Origin of the sequence: Nocardia sp. SSK8 (genome assembly GCF_037034205.1) — a bacterium.
GTDB lineage: Bacteria > Actinomycetota > Actinomycetes > Mycobacteriales > Mycobacteriaceae > Nocardia.
The window spans coordinates 310,293-332,583 of sequence record NZ_JBAGKD010000003.1; the positions used below are offsets into that span (position 1 = coordinate 310,293).

Annotated in this window: 20 protein-coding genes; 8 read left to right on the plus strand and 12 right to left on the minus strand. The window is 71.2% G+C overall.

Annotated elements, in window-relative coordinates; genetic code table 11:
- Positions 1 to 32 precede the first annotated feature (32 nt).
- Both WA675_RS08200 and WA675_RS08205 read left to right on the plus strand, forming a co-directional pair.
- The gene (locus WA675_RS08200) at positions 33 to 2,420 is read left to right on the plus strand and encodes an Hsp70 family protein (RefSeq protein ID WP_336083283.1); all 2,388 of its coding nucleotides are present in this window, start codon (positions 33 to 35) and stop codon (positions 2,418 to 2,420) included.
- Positions 2,421 to 2,948: 528 nt separating this feature from the next.
- Positions 2,949 to 3,746, plus strand: coding sequence for an HAD family hydrolase (locus WA675_RS08205; RefSeq protein WP_336083285.1), 798 nt, complete (start codon positions 2,949 to 2,951; stop codon positions 3,744 to 3,746).
- Here the strand turns inward: WA675_RS08205 and WA675_RS08210 are convergent.
- Entirely contained in the window at positions 3,743 to 4,162 is a 420-nt protein-coding gene (locus WA675_RS08210; protein WP_336083286.1) for a VOC family protein, read from the minus strand. The two genes, WA675_RS08205 and WA675_RS08210, sit on opposite strands and share 4 nt — an antisense overlap.
- Positions 4,163 to 4,253: 91 nt before the next feature.
- Here WA675_RS08210 and WA675_RS08215 point away from each other — a divergent pair, with 91 nt between their 5' ends.
- On the plus strand, positions 4,254 to 5,192 hold the full coding sequence (locus tag WA675_RS08215) for a helix-turn-helix transcriptional regulator (protein ID WP_336083287.1): 939 nt from the start codon (positions 4,254 to 4,256) through the stop codon (positions 5,190 to 5,192).
- 89 nt (positions 5,193 to 5,281) lie between these two features.
- Here the strand turns inward: WA675_RS08215 and WA675_RS08220 are convergent, their stop codons facing one another.
- The gene (locus WA675_RS08220; RefSeq protein ID WP_336083288.1) at positions 5,282 to 5,974 is read right to left on the minus strand and encodes an SGNH/GDSL hydrolase family protein; all 693 of its coding nucleotides are present in this window, start codon (positions 5,972 to 5,974) and stop codon (positions 5,282 to 5,284) included.
- Positions 5,975 to 5,978: 4 nt separating this feature from the next.
- A complete protein-coding gene (locus WA675_RS08225) occupies positions 5,979 to 7,391 on the minus strand; it encodes an MFS transporter (RefSeq protein ID WP_336083289.1) in 1,413 nt (470 codons plus the stop codon).
- Positions 7,392 to 7,485: 94 nt separating this feature from the next.
- On the opposite strand from WA675_RS08225, the gene WA675_RS08230 reads away from it, so the two are divergent.
- The gene (locus WA675_RS08230) at positions 7,486 to 8,094 is read left to right on the plus strand and encodes a TetR/AcrR family transcriptional regulator (RefSeq protein WP_336083291.1); all 609 of its coding nucleotides are present in this window, start codon (positions 7,486 to 7,488) and stop codon (positions 8,092 to 8,094) included.
- 65 nt (positions 8,095 to 8,159) lie between these two features.
- On the opposite strand, the gene WA675_RS08235 is transcribed toward WA675_RS08230, so the two are convergent.
- The 7 genes from WA675_RS08235 to WA675_RS08265 form a co-directional block, all read right to left on the minus strand.
- Positions 8,160 to 9,014, minus strand: coding sequence for a hypothetical protein (locus WA675_RS08235; RefSeq protein WP_336083293.1), 855 nt, complete (start codon positions 9,012 to 9,014; stop codon positions 8,160 to 8,162).
- Positions 9,015 to 9,123: 109 nt separating this feature from the next.
- Positions 9,124 to 10,026, minus strand: a complete 903-nt coding sequence (locus WA675_RS08240) for an alpha/beta hydrolase (RefSeq protein ID WP_336083295.1) — start codon at positions 10,024 to 10,026, stop codon at positions 9,124 to 9,126.
- Between the two features lie 284 nt (positions 10,027 to 10,310).
- A complete protein-coding gene (locus tag WA675_RS08245; protein ID WP_336083297.1) occupies positions 10,311 to 11,285 on the minus strand; it encodes a sirohydrochlorin chelatase in 975 nt (324 codons plus the stop codon).
- Positions 11,285 to 12,580, minus strand: a complete 1,296-nt coding sequence (locus tag WA675_RS08250; RefSeq protein ID WP_336083299.1) for a sulfate adenylyltransferase subunit 1 — start codon at positions 12,578 to 12,580, stop codon at positions 11,285 to 11,287. Before WA675_RS08250 ends, WA675_RS08245 begins: the two co-directional genes overlap by 1 nt.
- Complete coding sequence (gene cysD, locus WA675_RS08255) at positions 12,580 to 13,539, minus strand: sulfate adenylyltransferase subunit CysD (RefSeq protein WP_442945573.1); 960 nt, start codon at positions 13,537 to 13,539, stop codon at positions 12,580 to 12,582. The genes WA675_RS08250 and cysD overlap by 1 nt, the downstream gene beginning before the upstream one ends.
- The gene (locus WA675_RS08260) at positions 13,536 to 14,255 is read right to left on the minus strand and encodes a phosphoadenylyl-sulfate reductase (protein ID WP_336083303.1); all 720 of its coding nucleotides are present in this window, start codon (positions 14,253 to 14,255) and stop codon (positions 13,536 to 13,538) included. Before WA675_RS08260 ends, cysD begins: the two co-directional genes overlap by 4 nt.
- Before the next feature lie 20 nt (positions 14,256 to 14,275).
- A complete protein-coding gene (locus tag WA675_RS08265; RefSeq protein WP_336083304.1) occupies positions 14,276 to 16,057 on the minus strand; it encodes a nitrite/sulfite reductase in 1,782 nt (593 codons plus the stop codon).
- Positions 16,058 to 16,648: 591 nt separating this feature from the next.
- Here WA675_RS08265 and hemW point away from each other — a divergent pair.
- From hemW to WA675_RS08280, 3 genes are all read left to right on the plus strand, one after another.
- On the plus strand, positions 16,649 to 17,836 hold the full coding sequence (gene hemW / locus WA675_RS08270; protein ID WP_336083599.1) for a radical SAM family heme chaperone HemW: 1,188 nt from the start codon (positions 16,649 to 16,651) through the stop codon (positions 17,834 to 17,836).
- Positions 17,837 to 17,878: 42 nt separating this feature from the next.
- Entirely contained in the window at positions 17,879 to 18,421 is a 543-nt protein-coding gene (locus WA675_RS08275) for a DinB family protein (RefSeq protein WP_336083601.1), read from the plus strand.
- Between the two features lie 200 nt (positions 18,422 to 18,621).
- Complete coding sequence (locus WA675_RS08280) at positions 18,622 to 18,846, plus strand: hypothetical protein (protein ID WP_336083306.1); 225 nt, start codon at positions 18,622 to 18,624, stop codon at positions 18,844 to 18,846.
- A 48-nt stretch (positions 18,847 to 18,894) separates the two neighbouring features.
- On the opposite strand, the gene WA675_RS08285 is transcribed toward WA675_RS08280, so the two are convergent.
- Both WA675_RS08285 and WA675_RS08290 read right to left on the minus strand, forming a co-directional pair.
- Positions 18,895 to 20,415 carry a hypothetical protein gene (locus WA675_RS08285; protein WP_336083308.1) on the minus strand — a complete coding sequence of 507 codons (1,521 nt, stop codon included), beginning with the start codon at positions 20,413 to 20,415 and terminating at the stop codon, positions 18,895 to 18,897.
- Positions 20,412 to 20,831: a hypothetical protein gene (locus WA675_RS08290; protein ID WP_336083309.1), complete on the minus strand. Its 420-nt coding sequence runs from the start codon at positions 20,829 to 20,831 to the stop codon at positions 20,412 to 20,414. The genes WA675_RS08285 and WA675_RS08290 overlap by 4 nt, the downstream gene beginning before the upstream one ends.
- A gap of 322 nt (positions 20,832 to 21,153) precedes the next feature.
- Between WA675_RS08290 and hrcA the strand changes: the two genes are divergently transcribed.
- Entirely contained in the window at positions 21,154 to 22,188 is a 1,035-nt protein-coding gene (gene hrcA, locus WA675_RS08295; protein WP_336083310.1) for a heat-inducible transcriptional repressor HrcA, read from the plus strand.
- Positions 22,189 to 22,291: the final 103 nt, after the last annotated feature.

Below are 22,291 nucleotides of genomic sequence, written 5' to 3' on the forward strand. Positions count from 1 at the left end.
TGGTCACGGTGCGTTGACGGGATAGCAAATACATGACCAGAGGTCTGGGTTTAAGCATCGGTGCGGTCAATGCGATCTCGGCGGTGGTCGCCGAGGATCCGGCCAAGCCCGCGGTGCGCACACGGCGCACCGCACTCACCTTCGACACCGCGGGCAGGCCGCGGATCGGCGCGATCAACGACTTCGCCTCGGCGATCACCGATTTCGCGGATCTGAGCCGCGATCCGGAGCCGATGGTGATCGGCGGGCGGTTCTACTCGGCGACCAATCTGATCGCCGCGGTCGTCACCGGGCTGATCGAGCTGACCGAACCGGCGGCGGGCATTGTCATGACCTACCCCGCGATCTACACCGACAAGCAGGTCGCGCTGCTGGGCCAGGCGCTGCACCTGGCCGGGGCGGGTCAGGTGCTGCTCGCGCCCGAACCGGTGGCGGCCGCCGAATGGCTCGAGGTCCAGAACGGGCCACTGGAACCGGGTTTCGTGCTCGTCTACGACCTCGGCGCGACGAGTCTGGATCTCACGGTGCTGCGGGTGGGCCCGGACTGGCCGCAGCATCCGATGGTGGGCCCGCCGGTGCGCTCCACCGATTTCGGCGGAAAGCCGCTGGGGGAGATGGTCGCTCGCTACGCGGGCTCACCGCGCGGCGGCCGGGCGACGCAGACGCTCACCGCCATGGTGAACATCGACGCGTTGCGCAGCGAGCACATTCGCGACACCTTCCCGCTGGTCAGCAAGACGGTCGCGAGCGCAGGGCTGCGGCTGGCGGACCTGTCGCGAATCCTGGTCGTCGGCGGGGCCACCCGCGCACCCGAAGTGGCGGGCACGCTCGCCGAACTCGGTGTCCCGCTGGTCACCGTGGCCGATCCGGCCCAGGTCACCGCCGCCGGTGCCGCCGCGCTCGCCGCGCGCACCTTCGCCCCCGAACAGCCGAGCACCGGCGCCGGACCACACGTGGCCGTGTTCTCCAGCGCCGCGGTGGTCTCCGCGCTCGCCATGTCGGCCATGACGGTGTTCGGCAGCCCCTTCGACCCCGGGCTGACCCCCGTCCTCGATCGCTTCCCCGCCCTCGGCGCCCCCACCGACGCGCTGCTCTACGACATGAGCGCCGACCTCGTCGCGGCCCGGGCCTCCGGCCTGCTCGGCGCCGTCGACCCGGCCACCGGCCGCGTGGGCGCGGGCATCGTCGGCGCGACCGCGGCCGCCCGCACCGCCTACGAGATGTTCCTCGGCACCGGCGACACCCCCGGCAAGGCGACCAGCGGCGGCGAACGCGGCACCTCGGGCCAGCCCAACGCGAACAACGACTGCCGCTCACCGCTCCTCGCCCGCACGACCTACGGCGACCCCGCCCGCTTCATCAACCCCCTGCCCTTCTCCGACCGCACCACCCAGCCCGGCAAAACCCCCACCAAACCCGGCACCCCCGACCAGCCCGGCCCGATCTCGGGCCCCGGCCCGACCCCCGGCACCCCCTCGATTCCCGGCACCCCGACCGGCCCCGGCACCGACCCCGGCTCCTCGATCCCCGGCTCGCCGTCCACCGGAACGCCCTCGGACGGAACCCCCAACCCCGGCACCGGCCTGCCCGGCGACATCGGCTCCTCGATCCCCGGAACCGCGCCCGGCACAACACCTTCCGACCCCACCGGCACCGGCCAGACTTCTCCCGGTGGAACCGGGGATGGTTCCACCGGGGGAGGCTCGACCGGCGGTACGTCACCGGGCAGCCCGGGTTCGTCCCCTGGCGGTGTGACAGGTGGTGGATCAGGCGACGGCGCGTCCGGTGGCGGCGCGACGGGCGGGTCCGATGGTGGTGCGTCGGGCGGTGGCGCGACCGGCGGCGGGTCCGACAGTGGCGCGTCAGCCGGTGGATCCGGTGGCGGTGCGACCGGCGGAGGTGGCGGTGGAACATCGGGCGGCGATGGTTCCAGCGGTGGCGCTTCGGGCGGTGGCGGCGCGTCCGGCGGTGGTGGTGCGTCAGGGGGCGGAGGCGGTGCATCCGGTGGCGGCGGAGCCTCCGGTGGTGGCGCTTCGGGCGGTGGCTCCGGGGGCGGCGATTCCTCGGGCGGCGGTACTGGCGGCGGTGGTGCTTCGGGTGGCAGTGCCTCTGGTGGTGGCGGCGGTGCTTCGGCTGGTGGTGGTACGTCCGGTGGTGGCGGTGGTGCCTCCGACGGCGGCCGCGCAGGCGGCGGTGGTATGGGTGGCGGCGTATCCGGTGGGGCCTCGGGTGGCGGCGCGTCCACCGGCGGCTCCGCCAAGGGCGGTTCGTCCTCCACCGGCGGCTCCTCCTCGGGCGGCTCGAAAGGTGGCTCGTCGACAGGCGGTTCGTCCTCCGGCGGCTCCTCGAAGGGCGGCGGCGCCAGCGGTGGGGGTGGCGGCGGTGGAGGTGGCGGCGGTGGGGGCGGCTCGCGCCGCTGACCGATTCAGCGGTCGCGGTCTCCCACCGGCAGCCTGACCACGCTGCGGAAGCCTGGCTCGCGAGGCACCCGCCATTGCCCGGCGCCACCGAGAGCCAGCGGGGTGAACGCGTCTCGCCGCGAGGCCCTCGGCTACAGCCTGGGCGGCTGTCCGACGGCAGCGTCGCCGACCTGGTCGCTGAAACATGGCAAGAAACAGGTGGCGGTGGCGCGCTGCCACGGGGTGCGCGGGTGCGGCTGGTGCGGTGGTTCCGCGGGCGCGGGTGGCGTGGGGTGGGCGCGGCCTGGATCAGGTGATGTCCGTGGGCTTTTCGAGTCGGTGTGTCGGAGGTGGCAGGGGCGGCGGGGACTTCGAGGCGCCTCGGCGTTTCTGGCGCCACCGTCCGGCTCCGTGCCGCACGGTGAGCCCGGTGGCGCGGTGGGGCTCGGGATGACGGGTTCCGGATGTGGGGTGGGGGAAGGTATTCGGCTCGCAGGTCAGGGTGGGAAAGTGGGGGTGGGTGTCGGTGGGGGCGGGCACAATGGGCTGGTGGCTGTACTCGGGGGAGCGCCGAAGCTGATCGCGCTCGATGTGGATGGGACCCTGCTGGCGACGGGGTTCGCGGTGCGCGCGCGGGTGATCGCGGCGGTGCGGGCGGCGGTGGCGGCGGGGGCGCATGTGGTGGTGACCACGGGGCGCACGGTGCTCACCACGCGGCCGGTGCTGCACGAGCTCGGGCTCACCGAGGGGCATGCGCTGTGTTCCAACGGCGCCGTGCACGTCGATGTGGCCAAGGGCGAGCCGGTGGCGGTGCAGGCGTTCGATCCGGGGCCCGCGGTGCTCGCGCTGCTGGCCCTGTTCCCGGAGATGGTCTTCGCCGCGGAACGGGTGGGTATCGGCACCTGGGCGACCGGGCAGGGGCCGGGGGAGTTCTCGATCGGCGAGTTCCAGCTCGTCGACCATCAGGTCCTCAGCAGCGAGCCGACACCCCGCCTGAACGGCTGGTGGCCCGGCGGTTCGGTGGAGGAGATGCTGCGCCAGATGGCCTCGCTCGAGGTACCCGACGCGTCCTGGGTGCACGGCGAGTACGGGCCGTGGCTCACCGTGTCGCGGCGCGGCGTGTCGAAAGGCTGGGCGCTGGAACGGCTCCGGCGCTCCCTCGGCGTCGCGCCCGAGGCGACCCTCGCCATCGGTGACGGTTTCAACGATCGCGAGATGCTGCGCTGGGCGGCGCACTCGGTGGCCATGGCGGGCTCGCCCGACGCGGTGCTCGCGCTGGCCGACGAGGTGACCGGCGATGTCGCCGAGGACGGTGTCGCCACCGTCCTCGAGCGCTGGTTCGGCTAACCCCGCGCCGCCGCGACCGCCGCCGTCATCGCGACGAAATGCGGATTGGTCATGATCCCGAGCACATTGCCGAACGGGTCCAGCACCGCGGCGGTCGCGAAGCCCGCGCCGTCGCCCCGCTCGGTGATCGGCTCGTACTCGGTGGCGCCGAGCGCGAGCAGGCGGGCGACGGTGGCCGCCAGGTCGTCGACGTGCCAGAACACCACGCCGCCGCCACCGGGGGCATGGTGCGCGCCCGCCGGGGCGTAGGCGCGATTGATGATGCCCAGCTCGGCCTGCATCGGGCCGACCCGGAACTCGTAGTACCCGCCCGGCACCTCGAAATACGGTTCGATGCCGAGGAACTCGGTGTACCAGTCCTTGGCGGCGGTGAGATCGTCGGCGTAGTAGGTGGTGGTGGCCATTCCGCGCAGCATGGGGGCTCCTGGTGTCGTTGTGGTGTCGGGAACGACTATGCCAGCCAAAGTGCTCACCGAATGAGCACTTTATTCGGCAGAATCTTCGAATATGCGAGCGGACAGATTGGTGGCCACCCTGCTGGTGATGCAGGCGCGTGGACGGGTGACGGCGGCCGAGATCGCCGCCGAACTGGAGGTCTCGGTCGCGACGGCCCGCCGCGATCTCGAGGCCCTGTCGGCGGCGGGGATCCCCGTGTATCCGCAGCCGGGCCGGGGCGGCGGCTGGTCACTGATCGGTGGCGCCCGCACCGACCTGTCCGGCCTGACGGCGGGCGAGACCCGCGCGCTGTTTCTGCTGGCGGGCCCCGCCGCCGAGGCCGCCCCGGAACTGAAATCGGCTCTGCGCAAGCTGGTGCGCGCCCTGCCGCAGACGTTCCGCGCCGAGGCCGCCGCGGCCGCCGACGCGGTCGTCGTCGATCCGGCGCGCTGGGGCCGCCCGGACACCGACCAGCCGCCCACCCTCCCCGATCTCCAGCGCGCGGTGGTGGACCGCCACCGGGTGCGCATCGACTACGCGCGGGCGGGCACCCGCACCACGCGCACCGTCGATCCGTGGGGCCTGGTCGAGAAGGACGCGCGCTGGTACCTCATCGCCGGTACCGACCGCGGCCGCCGCACCTTCCGCCTCGACCGCATCGCCACCGTCGAGGTCCTCGACGAATCCTTCGACCGCCCCGCCGATTTCGACCTGCGCGAAGAGTGGTCCCGCATCGTCACCAGCATGGAAGACCGCCGGTCCGCCGCCGCGGCCACCGTCCTGGTCTCCACCGCACTGGCCCCGATCCTCGCCGACCAGCAGGGCCGCCACTGCACCCTGCTCGGCCCCGCCGACGACGGCCGGATCCGCGCCCGGATCACCGCCGACACCCCGAAGATGGTCGCCCGTCAGCTCGCCGGTTGGGGTGCCGACGTCGAGGTGGTCGGGCCGCCGGAGATCCGGGCCGAACTCGTCGCCCTCGGTAGGGAACTGGTCGAGGGGAACAGCTGACAGGGCACGTGGCGACTGTTCTGGTCCAGCTGCCGACGCCGCGAGTCCACGCGCTCCGCGGACATCACAGTCGGCTCCGGCGGCCCGGATCAGTCGCGGGACAGTCGTGCGGCCAGCGCCCGGACGACCTCACCCGCGACCACCGCGTGCCCACTCGTCGTGAAGTGGATGAGGTCGGCGCTCATCAGCCCCGGCCGCAGCCGCAGCGGGTGGTCCCAGAATTCGGTCAGCACCGCGTCGAACTCGGTGGCCACCTCCCGGATCACCGCGTTCAGCTCGGCCATGCGAGGACGCATCGCGCGCATCGGCGCCATCCGCTCGGTGGTCCACACATCGGCCACGGTGAAGATCGACAGCTGTGCTCCTGTCCCGGACAGTGCGTCGAGGATCGCGGAGAGGTTGTCCCGCAACCGGTTCAGGTCGCCGTCGGCTTCGAACAGGTCGTTGCCACCGCAGCTGACGTGCACGAGATCCGGTGCGAAGGCCAGGATCTCGGGCAGCTGATGACGACGAACCTGGCCACTCGTCGCGCCGATGCGTCCGGTATTGCGATAGACCAGGCCGGGATTCACCGTCGACAGGGTGGCGGCGACACGGTCGGCCCAGCCGCCGGGCGCGTAACCGGGGCTGGGATCGCCGGTGCCCGCCGCGATCGAGTCGCCCAGCACGGCGAACCGGCGCCAGGGTGCCGCGCGCACCAGCGCGCTCGCCTGGTCCGGGGGCAGTACCAGCGGGTCGTCGGCTTCGGTGAACGGTCCGGTCAGTGGTGTGGGAGAAGGCATCTCGTTACTCCTGGGTTCGATCGGCGGTCAGTGACGGCACGGCGAGCAGCAGCGCGACCGCGCCACCGAGCGCCGCGCACACGGCGAACAGGGTGTGGAAGGCGCGCAGGGTGTCATCGGGAATCGCGGTGAAGACCGCGGCCAGCACTGCGACACCGAGTGCGCCGCCGACCTGGCGGGAGGTCACGTTCATGCCGATCCCGACCGCGAACTGCTGCGGGGGCAGTGCCCGCGCGGCCGCGGTGCCGAGCACGGTCACCACGATGCCGATCCCGGCCCCGCCGAGCAGCCCGGCGGGCACCCACGCCGACCACAGCGCGGGATCGGGCCCGAACGCGTCGGTGCTCATCCACACCAGTGCGCTCGTGTACAGCAGCGCGCCGGTGACCCCGGCCCAGCGCTGTCCCCGCGCATCGGTGATCCGCCCGACGAGCACCGAGCTCACCATCGACGCCGCCGCACCCACCGTGAGCGCCGCCGCCGATTCCAGCACCGAATAGCCCCACAGCGCGTCCAGGAACATCGGCCCGGCGAGCAGCCAGGCGAACATCGTCGCGGTGAACAGGAACGACCCCGCGTTGGCGAGCGCGAATTGCCTGCTCCGCCACAGCCCGACGGCGACCGCGGGCTCGGGATGACGCCGCGACCGCACCAGCGCGAACCCCACGAGCGCGGCACCGCCGAGCAGCGCGGCGAGGGTCCCGGGCGCGGTCCAGCCCCAGGTCTGGCCCTCGGTGACCGCGGCGACCACCGCGCCGAGCCCGACCGCGACGGCGAGCGTGCCCACCGGATCGGGCAGGGTATTCGCGCGGCGCTCGTCGGCCCCGGGCAGCCGCAGTCCGGGCACGATCAGCGCCAGCGCCACCGGCACATTGACCAGGAATACCGCCCGCCAGCCCAGGCTCTCGACCAGCGCGCCACCGACGGCCGGACCGACCACCGCGGCGAAACCGCCCGCCGCCGTCCACACGGCGATGGCACCGCCGATCTTCTCCCGGGGCGTGGCCGCCAGCACGAGTGCCAGCGCCGCCGGAACCATGAATGCCGCCGCCATGCCCTGCGATACGCGTCCGGCGATGAGCCAGTCCGCGCCCGGCGCGAGTCCGCACAGCAGCGAGGTGAGGGCGAAGGCTGCCAGCGCCAGCGCGAACAGCCTGCGCCTGCCGAGGACGTCGGCGAGCCTGCCCGCCGGGGTGAGCAGGGCGGCGAAGGCGATCGCGTAACCGCTGACGATCCAGGTCAGCGTGCTGGTCGCGGTGCCGGGGTAGGAGGCGGCGATGGTCGGGAACGCGATATTGACCACCGAGAGGTCGAGGAAGGCGATGAACGCGGCACCCGCGGCGACGGCCAGGGTGCGGCCCGCGGCACCGGTGGGACCTGACGGCGGGGATTCGGGCCGGGCGGAGACATCGGTCATGGGAGAGGTCCTTCACAGGGAGAAATAAGAACGTACGATCGTTCGTAGATAAAAGTACGACCGATCGTTCAGGTAGGCAAGAGGTGGTGGAACAATGGGGTCCATGACCCAGCTGACCGACCAGCGCCTGGCCAAGGGCGCCCGCGCCAGGGCGAGCATCGCGCGCCGCGCGGCCGAACTCGCCTCGGTGGCGGGGCTCGACGGCATCAGCATCGGCATGCTCGCCACCGACCTCGGGATCAGCAAGAGCGGGATCGCCACGCTGTTCGGCACCAAGGAGGCCCTGCAACTCGCGGCCGTGCAGACCGCGCGCGAGGTGTTCATCGAGCGGGTGATCGCGCCGAGCCTGCGCGAGCCCGCGGGCATCGGCCGGATCCGCACGCTCATCGAGCGCTGGTTCGCCCACATCGACGAACCACCCTTCCCCGGCGGCTGTTTCCGCGTCGCCACGCTGGCCGAGTTCAGCAGCAAGCAGGGCCCGGTGCGCGATGCCGTGGTGGCCGACCGGGACGAGTGGCTGGCCCTGCTGACCACCGAGATCCGCAAGGCACAGCAGCTCGGCGACTTCGCCGGGGCCGATCCGGAGCAGCTGATGTTCGAGCTCGACGCGGTGGTCAGCGCCGCCAATATCGCCCGGCAGGTGGGTGATCCGGCGCGGGTGGACGCCGCCCGGGCGATCGCGGACCGGCTGCTCGCGGGGTGAACGGGTCCGGAAACGCCGACGGCGCCGCTACCCGGTAGGGGTAACGGCGCCGTGTGCCGACGTGGTCAGTGATGGTGGTGGTGTCCCGCGTGCGGGTCGTGCCGCGGGGTCGCGGTTTCCGTGGTGAGGGTGAAGGCCGCCGTGCGGACCACGTCACCGTGCCGGAAATCGAGGAACAGGCGGTAGGTGCCCGGGCCGGGAACCGCGGTGTGGAAGGCGATTCCGGGACCGGCCGGGGTGACGCCGTCGCCCGGCTCGCCATTGGGGTGCACGTGGACGTAGGCGAGATCACCGGCGCGCAGGATCACCAGGTGTCCGAAGGCGGCCAGGTAGGGCTGTAGATCCGTGACCGGCTCGCCGTCCTTGTGGACGGTCAGGGTGAGCAGCTCGCCCGCCTCGCGCAGCTCGCCGTCGACGGTCACCTCGTAGCCATCGACCGTCGTGGTCCTGCTTACGGCCGGAACCGGCTGCGGCGCATAGTGACCCGCGAGGGCGAGGTCGGCGCCGAGGGTGATGGTGCGGCCGAGGGCGCGCGGCGCGATATCGGTGAACACGCGGTAGGCGCCCGCCTCGGGCAGGTCGAGCCGGATCACCCAGGTGCCGTCGTGTTCGCGGCGGGGATGCGCATGCCAGAACCCGGTGAGTTCCCGGCGCGCCACGATCAGGTGCAGCTCGCGATCGTGGATCGGATCGAACTCGGTCACCGGTCGGCCGTCCGGGCCGAGGATCCGGAACCGGAAGTCGATCTCGCCGGGCGCGGCGATCGTGGTGTCGAGATCGAGGGTGTAGCCGTCCTGGGTGATGCGCAGGCCACCCGGGACTCCGGCGTCGTGACCGGCGTGGGCGTCGTGACCGGCGTGGGGTGCGGCGGTGGCGGGTGCGGCGTGGTTGTGGTGGTCGGTGTGGAGGTTGGTGGTCATCGTCTTTGCCCTCTCGGTGTCGCTTGCGTTGAAATCAACGTATACCCCTGGGGGGTATATAGTAAAGCGGCGTGAGGGTGAGCTGGGTCACTGGGGGCGACGGGTGGGATCAGGTGAGGCGGTCGAGGATCTCCGCCAGTTCGCGCGATCGGAGGACGACGCCCACGTGACCGGCGTCGAGGGTGTGGACGTCGAAGGGGTTGTCCGGGGTGAGGCGGTCGGCGTCGCCGATCATCTTGCTGACGAGAGCGCTCGTGAGGACATTGTCCCTGGTCAGGCGGATGTAGCTGCGGGGGACGCGGCCCCAGGTGGCGGCGTCGACGCGGGCCTCGGCGAACTGGGTGTGGGCGCTGTCCTCGGGCTGCATGGCGTAGTTGAGCACGGTGAGCGTCTGTTCCAGGGTGGCCTCGGGCATATTGACGCGCCGGAAGTCCTCGATCGCCGCGCGATCGCCCGAGCGCAGGTTGAAGCGGATGATGCCGGGCGGCACGGCGTCGAGGCCGAGGAACAGGGAGTTGTCGGGGTCGGGGCCCCCGACATCGGGTACGGCTTCCGGAGCCGCGGCCAGGGCCATGGCGCTGGGTGCCGCCTCGGTGGCGGGGCAGAACGCGGAGACGTAGACGAGCCGGTGGATGTCCTCGGGGATTGCTCCGGCGACCGCGCCGAGGGTGATTCCGCCGAGGCTGTGGCCGACCAGGACGACGGGACCGTGCCCGCGCACCCGCCGCACGGTATCGACCACGTGCGCCACATTGTCCGCGAAAGTGACCGTGGCCAGCGGTGATCCACCGGTCGTGAAGGCGGCGAGATCCTGCGGTGCCTGGTACGAGAGCGGGATCGGTGCGTCCAGTCCGTGGCCGGGAAGATCGACCGCCAGGCCGCGATGCCCGAGCAGCGCCAGCTCGCGGACCACGGGTCCCCAGAAGAAGCTGTTGCTCACCAGCCCGTGGACGAACACGAAAGTCTTGGTGGCGGTGGATGTTTCCGGCTCGTGGTGCGTGATCTCGGTCAAGGTACCCCCCGGTGACGGCTGAATCCCTGTCTCAGTACCCCGATCGCATCGGCCCTATTCCCGAAACCCTCGGCACCGTAGCCGACTTCGGATGTTCGGTGCCGGACCCGGCACGACGATGACCCGTGATCACCGAGACCCTGCCGCACGCGCGCCGGGCCCTCGCCGAGCGCCGCGCGAGATCGCCGAGGTACCTCGTTGCCGCGCGCTACCTGTCGCCGGAGTCGGCACGGTCAGCACCGAGTCAGCCAATGGCGTGCCGGAACCGTCTACTCTGCGGTCGATTACGCCGACAGCTCGAGTTCGGCGGCGATCACGCTGTCGTATCGGGCCCAGACCACCTCGGTCAGGGCGGGGTGCGAGCCGATGACCTCGGCGTGGACGAGATCAGGAGCGGCGGCCAGCAACCGATCGGTGAGCAGCCCCGGCGCGAGAAACCACGGCGCGACCACGATGCGCTCGGCACCGCGGGCCCGCAGCCGTACGGCGGCGAGTTCGACACCGGGTTCGGCTGTGGCGAAGCAGATCTCCGTCGGCAGCCCGGTCATCGCCGCCAGCCGTTCCGCCACCGCGGCGGTGCGCGCGTTGGCCGCCTGGTCACGCGACCCCACGGCCGCCACGGCTATGCCCAACCCGGTCGGGAATCGCGTCCCCGATGACAGCGGAGCAGGAGGGGACGCCTGCGGCGCACCGGCGGGTGACGGCGGCGCCGAGGTCGGAGCCGGGTGCGCCGAGGCCGGGGCCAGTTGTGCGGGCTGGGCAGTGGCCGGTGCGGAGAATCCGCGCGATGCGGGAGCGGCGGGCGACTGGGCGCGATCAACGGATGCGGTTACCGGGTGTCGCGATACGGCGGTGACGCGATCGCTCAGTGCCGCGATCAGCAGCGGATCGGGGCCGAGGACATCGGCCTGGGTGAACCGCAGCCGGGGGTGACGCCGCGCGGCCTCGGCCAGCAGGGCGGGCAGGTCGACGCGGGCGTGGAACGCGTTGCCCAGGAGGAGAGGGACCACGATCACGTCGCGGTGGCCCTGGGTGGCGAGGTTGTCGACGACCTGGTCCACCGACGGGGTGCTGAGGTCGAGAAACGCCAGACGGACCGTGCGGTCCGGGCGCGCGGCGGCGATTTCGGCGACCACGGCCGCCATGGTCGCCGCCGAGCGGGGATCGCGGCTGCCGTGGGCGACCGCGAGCAACGCAGGCCCGCCACCGCCGCGCGGCACCACGGTGGGGCCGCGCAGCGGTGCGAGCGTGGGCGTCATCAGACGGCGGAACCGACCTCGACGGAGGTCAGCACGTCGCCGACCAGACCGGCGGCCAGGGTGTTGCCACCCGCGGGGTCGATCAGCAGGAACGACCCGGTGTGCCGGTTGGTGCGGTAGTCGTCGGCCGGGATCGGCTCGGCCAGGCGCAGCGAGACGCGGCCGATGTCGTTGAGCTCCAGCGACTCCGGGCTCTCCTGCGCGGTCAGGGTCTGCTCGTCGAACCGCTCCACGAGCGCGCCGACGATCGCCTGGGTGGTCTTGGCACCGTGCTTGAGCAGCAGCCGCGCACCGGGGCGCAGCGCCTTGTCACCGAGCCAGCAGACGGTCGCGTCGAAGGTGTCGATCGGCTCGGGCGCGTCGGCGGGGGAGGCGATGATGTCACCGCGCGAGATGTCGACCTCGTCGGCCAGCAGCAGCGTCACGCTGCGGCCCACCTGCGCGACCGCCAGCTCGCCGTCGGGGGTGTCGATGCGCTCGACGGTGGTGCGCTTGCCCGAGGGCAGCACCACGATCTCGTCACCGGGCGACACCGAGCCCGCCGCGATCTGACCGGCGTACCCGCGGTAGTCGGGGTACTCGGCGGTGCGCGGACGGATCACGTACTGCACCGGGAAGCGCAGGCCCAGGGCGTGCGAACCGGTCGAATCCGCGTCCACCGGCACCGATTCCAGGTGCTCGATCAGCGAGGGGCCGTCGTAGTACGGGGTGTTCTCCGACCGGCTGGCGATATTGTCGCCGTGCAGCGCCGAGACCGGGATCTCGAGCACGTCGGAATCGGCCCAGCCCAGCTTCGCGGTGAGGGTGTTGAACTCCGCCGAGATCTCGGCGAACACCTCGGCCGGGTTCTCGACCAGGTCGATCTTGTTCACGGCCAGCACCAGGCGCGGCACACCCAGCAGCGCCAGCACGGCGGCGTGGCGGCGGGTCTGCTCGATGACGCCCTTGCGCGCGTCGACGAGCAGGATCACCAGCTGCGCGGTGGACGCGCCGGAGACCGTGTTGCGGGTGTACTGCACGTGGCCGGGGGTGTCGGCGAGCACGAAAGACCGCTGGGGCGTGGCGAAGTAGCGGTAGGCCACATCGATGGTGATGCCCTGCTCACGCTCGGCGCGCAGGCCGTCGACGAGCAGCGACAGGTCCGGGGTGGACAGACCCTTGTCGACCGAGGCACGGGTGACCGCGTCGATCTGATCGGCCAGCACGGACTTCGTGTCGTAGAGCAGCCGTCCGACCAGGGTTGACTTGCCGTCGTCGACAGAACCGGCGGTGGCCAGCCTCAATAGGTCGGACATCAGAAATAACCCTCTCGCTTGCGGTCTTCCATGGCGGCCTCGGACACGCGGTCGTCGCCACGGGTCGCACCACGTTCGGTCAGTCGGGACGCGGCGACCTCGGCCAGGATGGCCTCGTTGTCGGCGGCGTCGGAGATGATGGCGCCGGTAGTGGAACCGTCGCCGACGGTGCGGTAGCGCACCGAACGGGTCTCGAGCACTTCGTTCTCGTTCGGGCCGCCCCACACACCGGGGGTCATCCACATGCCGTCGCGCTGGTACACCGGGCGCTCGTGGGCGTAGTAGATGCTGGCCAGGTCGATGTCCTCGCGCGCGATGTAGCGCCAGATGTCGAGCTCGGTCCAGTTGCTCAGCGGGAACACCCGCACGTGCTCACCCGGGGCGTGCTTGCCGTTGTAGAGGTTCCACAGCTCGGGCCGCTGACGCTTGGGATCCCACTGGCCGAAGGCATTGCGCAGCGAGAAGATCCGCTCCTTGGCGCGCGACCGCTCCTCGTCGCGGCGGCCGCCGCCGAAGACCGCGTCGAAGCGGTGCTCGGTGATGGCGTCGAGCAGCGGGACGGTCTGCAGCGGGTTGCGGATGCCGTCGGGACGCTCGGTGAGCCGCCCGTCGGCCAGGTACTCCTCCACCGAGGCCACGTGCAGGCGCAGGCCGTACTTCTCGACCACCTTGTCGCGGAACTCGAGCACCTCGTCGAGGTTGTGCCCGGTGTCCACGTGCAGCAGCGCGAACGGCAGCGGCGCGGGCCAGAAGGCCTTGAGCGCCAGGTGCAGCAGGACCGTGGAGTCCTTGCCGCCGGAGAACAGGATCACCGGCCGTTCGAACTCGCCGGCGACCTCACGGAAGATGTGGATCGCCTCGGACTCCAGCGCCGCGAGGGTGTCGAACTCGGTCAGGCCGAGCTCGCGTTCGGTGGTGTGGGTACTCACAGGCTCACTCCCAGAGGTGGTGATGGTCATGATTGGTGCAATCCGCACTCGGTCTTGGCGAGGCCGGCCCAGCGGCCACTGCGCGGATCGGACCCCGGCTCGGGCTTGCGCGTGCACGGCGCGCAGCCGATGGACGGGTAACCCTCCTCCACCAGGGGATTGACGAGAATGCCGTTGGCCTCGATGTAGGCCTGCATCTCGTCGTCGGACCACGGTGCGATCGGGTTGATCTTCACCAGTCCGAAAGCTTCGTCGAAGGAGATCAGCGGCGCGTTGGCGCGGGTGGGCGCCTCCACCCGGCGGATGCCGGTGACCCAGGCGTTGTAGCCCGCCAGCGACTTCGTCAGCGGTACCACCTTGCGCAGGCGGCAGCATTCGCCCGCGTCGCGGGCGAACAGATCCTTGCCGAGCAACTCGTCCTGCTCGGCGACGCTGTGTTCGGGCTGCGCGTTGACTACGTGCACGCCGTACACCGCCTCGACCGCGTCGCGGGTGCCGATGGTCTCGGCGAAGTGGTAACCGGTGTCGAGGAACAGCACATCCACGCCGGGGCGGGTCTGCGCGGCCAGATGGACCAGCACGCCGTCCTGCATGTTCGAGGCCACGATGTAGCCGGTGCCGAAGGTCCGGTCGGTCCAGGCGATCAGGTCGGCGGCCGAGGCGTCGGGGCCGAGTTCGGCCGCGCCCTGCTCGGCGAGCGCGCGCAGTTCGTCTTCGGACAGTTTCGCCGCGAGATTCGTTGTCACTGGGGGGATCTCCTCATCGACTATCGGAGGTCGGCCTCGTCGGCGCGCACGGCCCACACCGCGAAGCGTTCCCCGGCTTCCCGGTTCTTCACGAAGTTGCGCACGACGCGTTCGATGTAGTCGCCGAGCTCCACGCTGGTGACCTTGTGCTGACGCAGCTTGCGGCCGAATCCGGAGTCCAGGCCCAGGCTGCCACCCAGATGAACCTGGAAGCCCTCGACCTGATTCCCGGAGCCGTCGTCGACGAGCTGGCCCTTGAAGCCGATATCGGCGATCTGGGACCGGCCGCACGAGTTCGGGCAGCCATTGATGTTGATCGTGATCGGCACGTCGAGCTGGGCGTTGATGTCGGCCAGGCGCTGCTCGAGCTCCGGGGCCAGCACCTGCGAGCGCTTGCGGGTCTCGACGAAAGACAGCTTGCAGAACTCGATGCCGGAGCAGGCGAGCAGGTTGCGCCGCCAGATCGACGGACGGGCCTGCAGACCCAGCGGTTCCAGCTCGTCGATCAGCGCGTCGACCTGGTCGTCGGCGATGTCGAGGATGATCAGCTTCTGGTACGGGGTGAAGCGGATGCGGTCCGAGCCGTACTTCTCCGCGGCGTCGGCGACCTTGCTCAGGATGGTGCCCGAGACGCGGCCTGCGATGGGGGAGAAGCCCACGGCGTTGAGACCGTTGCGCAGCTTCTGCACGCCGACGTGGTCGATCGGCTTCTCCGGCTGCTCGGGCGCGGGCCCGTCGATCAGCTTGCGCTTCAGGTACTCGTCCTCGAGCACCTGGCGGAACTTCTCGATGCCCCAGTCCTTGATCAGGAACTTCAGGCGGGCCTTGGTGCGCAGGCGGCGGTAGCCGTAGTCACGGAACACCGAGACCACGCCCTCCCACACATCGGGCACCTCGTCGAGCGGAATCCACGCGCCGACCCGCTGGGCCAGCATCGGGTTGGTGGACAGGCCGCCGCCGACCCAGAGGTCCAGGCCGGGCCCGTGCTCGGGGTGGTTCACGCCGATGAAGGCGACGTCGTTGATCTCGTGCACCACGTCCTGCTGGCCCGAGATGGCGGTCTTGAACTTGCGGGGAAGGTTGGAGTACTCCTTCTTCCCGATGTAGCGCTTGACGATCTCGTCCACGGCCGGGGTGGGGTCGATGATCTCGTCGAGCGACTCGCCCGCCAGCGGCGAACCGAGGATGACGCGCGGGCAGTCGCCGCAGGCCTCGGTGGTGTGCAGGCCGACCGACTCGAGCCGCCGCCAGATCTCCGGGACGTTCTCGACCTCGATCCAGTGGTACTGGACGTTCTCGCGGTCGGACAGGTCGGCGGTGTCGCGGCCGAACTCGGTGGAGATGCCACCGACCGTGCGCAGCTGCGCGACATTGAGCGCGCCGCCGTCGCAGCGCACCCGCATCATGAAGTACTTGGCCTCGAGCAGGTCGATGTTGTCGTCATCGGTCCAGGTGCCGTCGTAGCCCTCTTCGCGCTGGGTGTAGAGGCCCCACCAGCGGAAGCGGCCGCGCAGATCGGCCTTGTCGATGGAGTCGAAGCCGCCCTTGGCGTAGATGTTCTCGATGCGCGCGCGCACGTTGAGCGGGTTGTCGTCCTTCTTGGACTGCTCGTTCGGGTTGAGCGGCTCGCGGTAGCCGAGGGCCCACTGGCCTTCGGAGCGGCGGCGCACGGGCTTGCCGGTGCGGGCGCGCGGCGCCACCGGGGCATCACTGGCGGGCCGGTCGGGCCGGACGCGGCGCTCGCGCTCGGGACGGGCCTGCGGCGGCTGCTCGGTCGCAGCGGCGTCGGTGCTCGACGTCATGTGGGGTCGCTCCTGCGGGGGTGGGTGGTACATCCGTGCTGAAGGCGCGAGGGGCTGGCTCGCGTCAGGTGGTCAGCGGGCCGATGAAAGTCGATGGCACCGGGGGAGACCCGGGCGTGGACGCCGCTGCGCTACCGGGGGAAACCGGGCCGACAACAGGCGCTGCAGACACGCTGGAAGTCGACGTGGCGACGGGCCACGAGTCGTACTCCAGTTGCGTGCATGTGCCTATTGTGCCATGTCAGCCGGGTCGTTCCGACCGCAAGGAGATATTTCCCGCATTTTCGAGGGAAATTCCCTGGACGGCCGTCCTGTTCTGTGACGGGGGTCATAGAACCGCACTCGGAAGCGACCCCTGATGCGGCCGAGTCCCCTCCTGTGCCGTACCGCACAGCACGTTGACCTGGAGTGTTGTTGAGGTTGCCCAGGGATCGCACGGGTGCGCCGAGGGGCCCGACGGTGCGCCTGCTCGCCGCCATCGGTCCGGCCGGGTGACGGTGCTCGCAGCGGGCCAGGGCCCCTGCCGGACGGACCAGCGGCGGCGGGCAGACTGGTGCGGTGACTTCCAGCGCTGCCACCGGGGATTCCGGCGTGACTCCGGCCGATGCCGATCGGCCGGTGCTGCGCGATTTCGGGAGCGGCGCGTTCGGGGTGTACGTGCATGTGCCGTTCTGCGCGACACGCTGCGGCTACTGCGACTTCAACACCTACACGGCGGGCGAGCTGGGGACCTCGGCCTCGCCACAGTCGTGGCTCGAGGCGCTGCGCGGCGAGCTCGCGACCGCCGCGGCCGAGTTCGGCGCACTGCCCTCCGCCACACCGGAGGTGTCGACGATCTTCGTCGGCGGGGGCACACCGTCGCTGCTCGGCGGTGACGGGCTGGCCGCGGTCCTCGACGCGGTGCGGGCGAACTTCACCCTCGCCGCCGGAGTCGAGGTGACCACCGAGTCCAATCCGGAATCCACCTCGCCGGAGTTCTTCGAGCGCCTGCGCACCGCCGGGTACACCCGGATCTCGCTGGGCATGCAGTCGGCGGCACAGCACGTGCTGAAGATCCTGGACCGCACGCACACACCCGGCCGCGCGGTCGCCGCGGCGCGCGAGGCCAGGGCGGCGGGCTTCGACCACGTGAACCTCGACCTCATCTACGGCACCCCCGGCGAGACCGACGCCGATCTCGACGCGAGCCTCGACGCCGTGCTGGCCGCCGGTGTCGACCACGTCTCGGCCTACTCGCTGATCGTCGAGGACGGCACCGCCCTGGCGCGCAAGGTCCGCCGTGGAGAACTGCCCGCGCCCGACGAGGACGTGCTGGCCGCCCGCTACGAGCGCATCGACGCCCGCCTCGCCGCCGCGGGGCTGTCCTGGTACGAGGTCTCCAACTGGGCGGCCGGCGACGACGCCCGCTGCCGCCACAACCTGGGCTACTGGGACGGCGGCGACTGGCTCGGCGCGGGCCCCGGCGCGCACAGTCACGTCGGCGGGGTGCGCTGGTGGAACGTCAAGCATCCCGCGCGCTACGCCGACCGGGTGGCACTCGGCGGGCTGCCCGCCGCGGGCTGGGAGGCCCTCACCGCCGACGAGCGCTACACCGAACACCTCATGCTCACCGTCCGCCTGCGGACCGGCCTGCCGCTGGACACCCTCGCGCCCACCGCGCGGCCCGCGGTGGCCCGCGTCGTCGCCGACGGACTCGCCGAGATCGCCGGTGAACACCTGGTCCTCACCGACCGCGGCAGGCTCCTGGCCGACGGTGTGGTCCGCGACCTGCTCGGCTGAACCGCGGAAAACCCGTTTCCGTGCCGCGGGCCCCATGGCACGATCCACCGGGTGTCGACATCGCGAATCGAGCTGGTGCGCTGGCAATTCGACCTCACCTGGTCGCTGTTCGAGTTCCATCTCGAGCGGTTGTCGGAGGCGGACTTCCTGTGGGAACCGGCCGCCCTGTGCTGGACCCTGCGCCCGGACGGGGCTGGCGGCTGGGTTCCGGACTGGGCCGAGACCGAACCCGACCCCATCCCCGTACCGACGATCGGCTGGCTGAGCTGGCATATCGGCTGGTGGTGGAGCGCCGCCCTGGACCATGTGCGCGGGAACCCGCCGCGCACACCGGGCGATATCGCCTGGCCGGGGCCGGGACTGCCGACCGTGACCTGGTTGCGGCGGTCGCGGGCGGAATGGATCGAGCTGCTGGACGCACTCGACGACGACGCGCTGGCGGGCGCGGCGGCCTATCCGTGGCCTGCCGAGGCCGGAATGACGATCGCGCATCTGGTCTCCTGGGTCGATGCGGAACTGATGAAGAACGTGGCGGAGATCGGGCAGCTGCGGCTGCTGCGGGCCGCCCGAACTCAGGGCGCTTGACACCGATTCGTGACCGGATTTCCGGGTCTGCGAGTGCTGGCGGCGGTGGCGATGATCGCCCGGTCAGCGCGATGAGCCGACGTGATGCACACCTCACCCGGGGCGCCGGGCACCGGGGTCGCGAAGTGCGGGTTCGGTTGGGTTCGCGGCCGAAGATAACGATTGGGGGCGTAGGCTTCGACTCGATCCGAGGGAGCTATATGTCCACCGAACGGCACATCAGTCTCGTCCATGAGCAGAGCGAATTCGCCGAAGCGCGCTCTGCCGAGAAGGCGGAGAACGCGCGTCAGTGCGCGGTCGCCGCCCGGACGGTCGCGTCACACTCCAACGATGCGGACGATTGCGTTTCGCTATTGGCGATGCTCGGCCTGGATGCCCTCGCGGGCAAGCAGGTGGGCGCCGCCGCATCGGCAGCCCGGAGCTGACCCCGCCGCGGCCGCCCACGCCGGGCGGCCGCTGTCCGGCCCGGCGGCTCACTGCCGATCCCGGGCCGTCGGTCCCTGCTGCCCGTCGCGCACCGCGTCCCCGCCGATCACCCCACCGGCGATCGCGGGCCGGGGCGTTCCGAGCAGCACGTCCGTATTGGCCTGGGTGACCAGATACTCCGGTATCCGATGCTCGTCATCGGTACCCGGGGCCACTGTCGTGCCCGGACCCACCGGGCAGTGGAAATGCCGATCCCCCGCCCTTCCGGGCGCGGTCCCCGGCGAACCATCCCCGCCGATCACCCCACCGATGGCGGACCCCGTCACGCTCGCCCCACCACCGGGCCGAACCGGGCCGAGCGCGCCCGGCACATCCACCCGCGCCCCCGGCCCGGGCCGAGCCTCCAGCCCCGACGCGATACCCACCGAATCGGCACCGCCTGGAACCACGCGTGCCCCATAGCCCGGATACGCGGGCCGTCCCTCGGCGGCCGGTACCGGCACCGAAGTGACAGGGCTGCCCCCGCCGCCCCCGAACGAAGCGGGCCCGGCTCCCGGAGACCACGAGCCCGCCGAACCGGCCCCGGCCGACCACCCACCCGCCCCGGACCGCACGGCTCCGCTGTTGCCGGACCCAGCCGCCACAGCACCCGGCTCACCGCGCACTGCCGCCGAGCCGCTCGCTGACCTGTCTGAAACGGTCGAAACAGCGCCCGCGGAACCGGACGCGGCAGCCGCACTGGACGCAGTGCCCGTGGAATCGGGCGCGGTGGACAGCCGGTCAGCGGAACCGGAGCCCGGCGACGATGTGCCGGACGTCGCAAGTGGGTCGCCGGGTACATCGGGTTCGGCGAGCTGACTCCGTACCCGGTTCGAGTCCGCACCGGCGTCGGTGGTGCCGCCCGGTGTGAGTGCCGTACCGACCTGCTCAGCCACTGTCCCGGTGCTTGATTCGTTGAGCCCGGTCGACGAGCTCCCCTGCGAACCGACCGCGCGGGCGACGAGACGCTCATCGGATCCGGCGCCATCCGGTTCCGGCAATCCTGAGCTCGAAGAAGGCATGGGTAGGACGGGGATTCGGCCGAACAACTCGCCGAAGGGGACGACGTAGCGGTGGTGCATGGCCGCGCGGGCCTCGTCCTGGACGGACGCGGCGGCGCGGTGGGTTTCGGGGCGGCCGACGGACCAGGGCTGTTCTTCCGTGGTCGAGACGACCGCCGGGATCGCGTATTTGGTCGACACGATCGCCTCCGCGGCGGCGCGGACCACCGCGGGGAGTTCGTGCAGGGCTGTCACCAGTTCGTACGCCTGCCGGGCATAGGTCGTGATCGCCTGGGCTGCGGCACGGGCGCCGACGCCGGACCAGGCCGACTCCGAGGCGGTCCGAACGCTGTGCTCGAAGGCCAGCAGTCCGTCTTCGAAATACCTTGCGATCAGCTCGAACTTGTCCGCCTGAGCGACCGCGGCTGTCACATCGAGCCCCTCGAACGCGGCCGCGATCTCGTGATGACGCCAATGCCCGGCGTTCTCCCCACCACCCGGAATGCCCGGCGGCGCCAGCCCGTTCATCGCCCGGCCCCGGACGCCGCCGAATCATGCTGCCCAACAGTGGATCCTGCCGCGCGTAGCCGCTCACCCCAGTCGCCGTCGGCCAGCGCCAGCCGGTCCCGGGCGATCCGATGGGACTGCCGGATGTCCTCGACGACCCGCGTGTGTGCCGCCAGCACGGCACACACGCTGCTGCCGGACCCATCGGCTGTCACACGTACCGAGCCCACGAAGGCCGGAGCGGAGAGGAGCCGGGCCCGGCTCTCGCCCAGCCCCCACCATTCCTGCGCGCCGATCTCGGCGGCCAGCCCGCCGACCTGCGCGAGCACCCGCAGGAATTCGGTACACGCACGGTCGATTCCGGCGAACTCGGCCGGTCGCACCAGCACCGACCCCGGCCCGCTCGCCCGGGCCGAACGCTCTTCGTCGTCGAACACCACGCACCCCCTCTGTATGAAAACCCCTGGTAAACCCCCTGATCGAGATCGAACGTACGTGTGCGACGGCAGGGCGGACAAGACCCCGACCCGCGCCTGTGGACAACTCGGCCCTGTGGATAACTTCCGGCGGCGAACGAACAGGCCGATCACCGGTGACGGCGGGGACCGCCGCCCCACACCCGCGTGGGGACTCGATCCGCGAGGAGACAATTAGACTGGACAACGAGACGCTCCGAGCGTCGGCGTGCGAGTCTGTGCGGCGAACACAGCACGCATGTGGACGCGTGACGTACCCGGCACGAGCGAGGAGGTGGGGTCGATGGCGTCGAGCACCGAGGATCGGCGGTTCGAGGTCCTGCGAGCGATCGTGGCGGACTACGTCGCCACCAAGGAACCGATCGGCTCCAAGTCGCTGGTGGAACGCCACCACCTGGGCGTATCCAGCGCCACCATCCGCAACGACATGGCGGTCCTGGAGGCCGAGGGCTACATCACCCAGCCGCACACCAGCTCCGGCCGCATCCCCACCGACAAGGGCTACCGCGAGTTCGTCGACCGGATCGCCGAGGTCAAGCCGCTGTCCGGCGCCGAGCGCCGGGCGATCATGGAATTCCTCGAATCCGGCGTCGACCTCGACGACGTGCTGCGCCGCGGCGTGCGCCTGCTGGCCCAGCTGACCAGGCAGGTCGCCGTCGTCCAGTACCCCACGGTCTCGGCCTCGACGGTGCGCCACATCGAGGTCGTCGCGCTGAATCCGGCCCGGCTGCTGCTGGTGGTGATCACCGACACCGGCCGCGTCGACCAGCGCATCGTCGACCTCGGCGCTGTCACCTCCGACGACGACCTGGCCGCCGTGCGCGGCCTGCTCGGCGGCGCCATGGACGGCAAGCTGCTCTCGGTGGCCAGCGCCTCGGTGGCCGGGCTGCCCGAACGCGCACCCGCCAAGATCCGCGACGTGCTGGTCCGCGTCTCGACCGTGCTGGTGGAGACCCTGGTCGAGCATCCGGAGGAACGCCTGGTGCTCGGCGGCACCGCCAACCTCACCCGCAATGTGGCCGACTTCGGCTTCCCCGGCTCGCTGCGTAATGTCCTCGAGGCGCTCGAGGAGCAGGTCATCGTGCTGAAACTGCTCGCCGCCGCGCAGCAGCCCGGCCAGGTCATGGTGCAGATCGGCGAGGAGACCAAGGTCGAGGAGATGCGCGGCACTTCGGTGGTCTCCACCGGCTACGGCGCCGCGGGCGCTGTCCTCGGCGGCATGGGCGTGCTGGGCCCGACCAGGATGGACTATCCGGGCACCATGGCCTCGGTGGCGACGGTGGCCCGCTACATCGGCGAGGTGCTCGCCGAAAGGTGACCGCGCGACGAGAACCACGTCACCCGCACTGTTAAGGTCGATACTTCGGCCGGTAAAGTTGAGTGGATTCGACTAAAGGAGCGCGCCGCGCTCGGCTGGACCA

What these genes read in the sequence shown, in the direction of transcription:
- WA675_RS08250 (WP_336083299.1), bottom strand. Translation starts at nt 12,580, where the DNA reads ATGTCCGACCTATTGAGGCTGGCCACCGCCGGTTCTGTCGACGACGGC.
- WA675_RS08285 (WP_336083308.1), bottom strand. Translation starts at nt 20,415, where the DNA reads ATGAACGGGCTGGCGCCGCCGGGCATTCCGGGTGGTGGGGAGAACGCC.
- WA675_RS08245 (WP_336083297.1), bottom strand. Translation starts at nt 11,285, where the DNA reads ATGACGCCCACGCTCGCACCGCTGCGCGGCCCCACCGTGGTGCCGCGC.
- WA675_RS08225 (WP_336083289.1), bottom strand. Translation starts at nt 7,391, where the DNA reads ATGACCGATGTCTCCGCCCGGCCCGAATCCCCGCCGTCAGGTCCCACC.
- hrcA (WP_336083310.1), top strand. Translation starts at nt 21,154, where the DNA reads ATGGCGTCGAGCACCGAGGATCGGCGGTTCGAGGTCCTGCGAGCGATC.
- WA675_RS08220 (WP_336083288.1), bottom strand. Translation starts at nt 5,974, where the DNA reads ATGCCTTCTCCCACACCACTGACCGGACCGTTCACCGAAGCCGACGAC.
- WA675_RS08215 (WP_336083287.1), top strand. Translation starts at nt 4,254, where the DNA reads ATGCGAGCGGACAGATTGGTGGCCACCCTGCTGGTGATGCAGGCGCGT.
- WA675_RS08235 (WP_336083293.1), bottom strand. Translation starts at nt 9,014, where the DNA reads ATGACCACCAACCTCCACACCGACCACCACAACCACGCCGCACCCGCC.
- WA675_RS08210 (WP_336083286.1), bottom strand. Translation starts at nt 4,162, where the DNA reads ATGCTGCGCGGAATGGCCACCACCACCTACTACGCCGACGATCTCACC.
- cysD (WP_442945573.1), bottom strand. Translation starts at nt 13,539, where the DNA reads ATGACCATCACCACCTCTGGGAGTGAGCCTGTGAGTACCCACACCACC.
- WA675_RS08200 (WP_336083283.1), top strand. Translation starts at nt 33, where the DNA reads ATGACCAGAGGTCTGGGTTTAAGCATCGGTGCGGTCAATGCGATCTCG.
- WA675_RS08280 (WP_336083306.1), top strand. Translation starts at nt 18,622, where the DNA reads ATGTCCACCGAACGGCACATCAGTCTCGTCCATGAGCAGAGCGAATTC.
- WA675_RS08265 (WP_336083304.1), bottom strand. Translation starts at nt 16,057, where the DNA reads ATGACGTCGAGCACCGACGCCGCTGCGACCGAGCAGCCGCCGCAGGCC.
- WA675_RS08230 (WP_336083291.1), top strand. Translation starts at nt 7,486, where the DNA reads ATGGGGTCCATGACCCAGCTGACCGACCAGCGCCTGGCCAAGGGCGCC.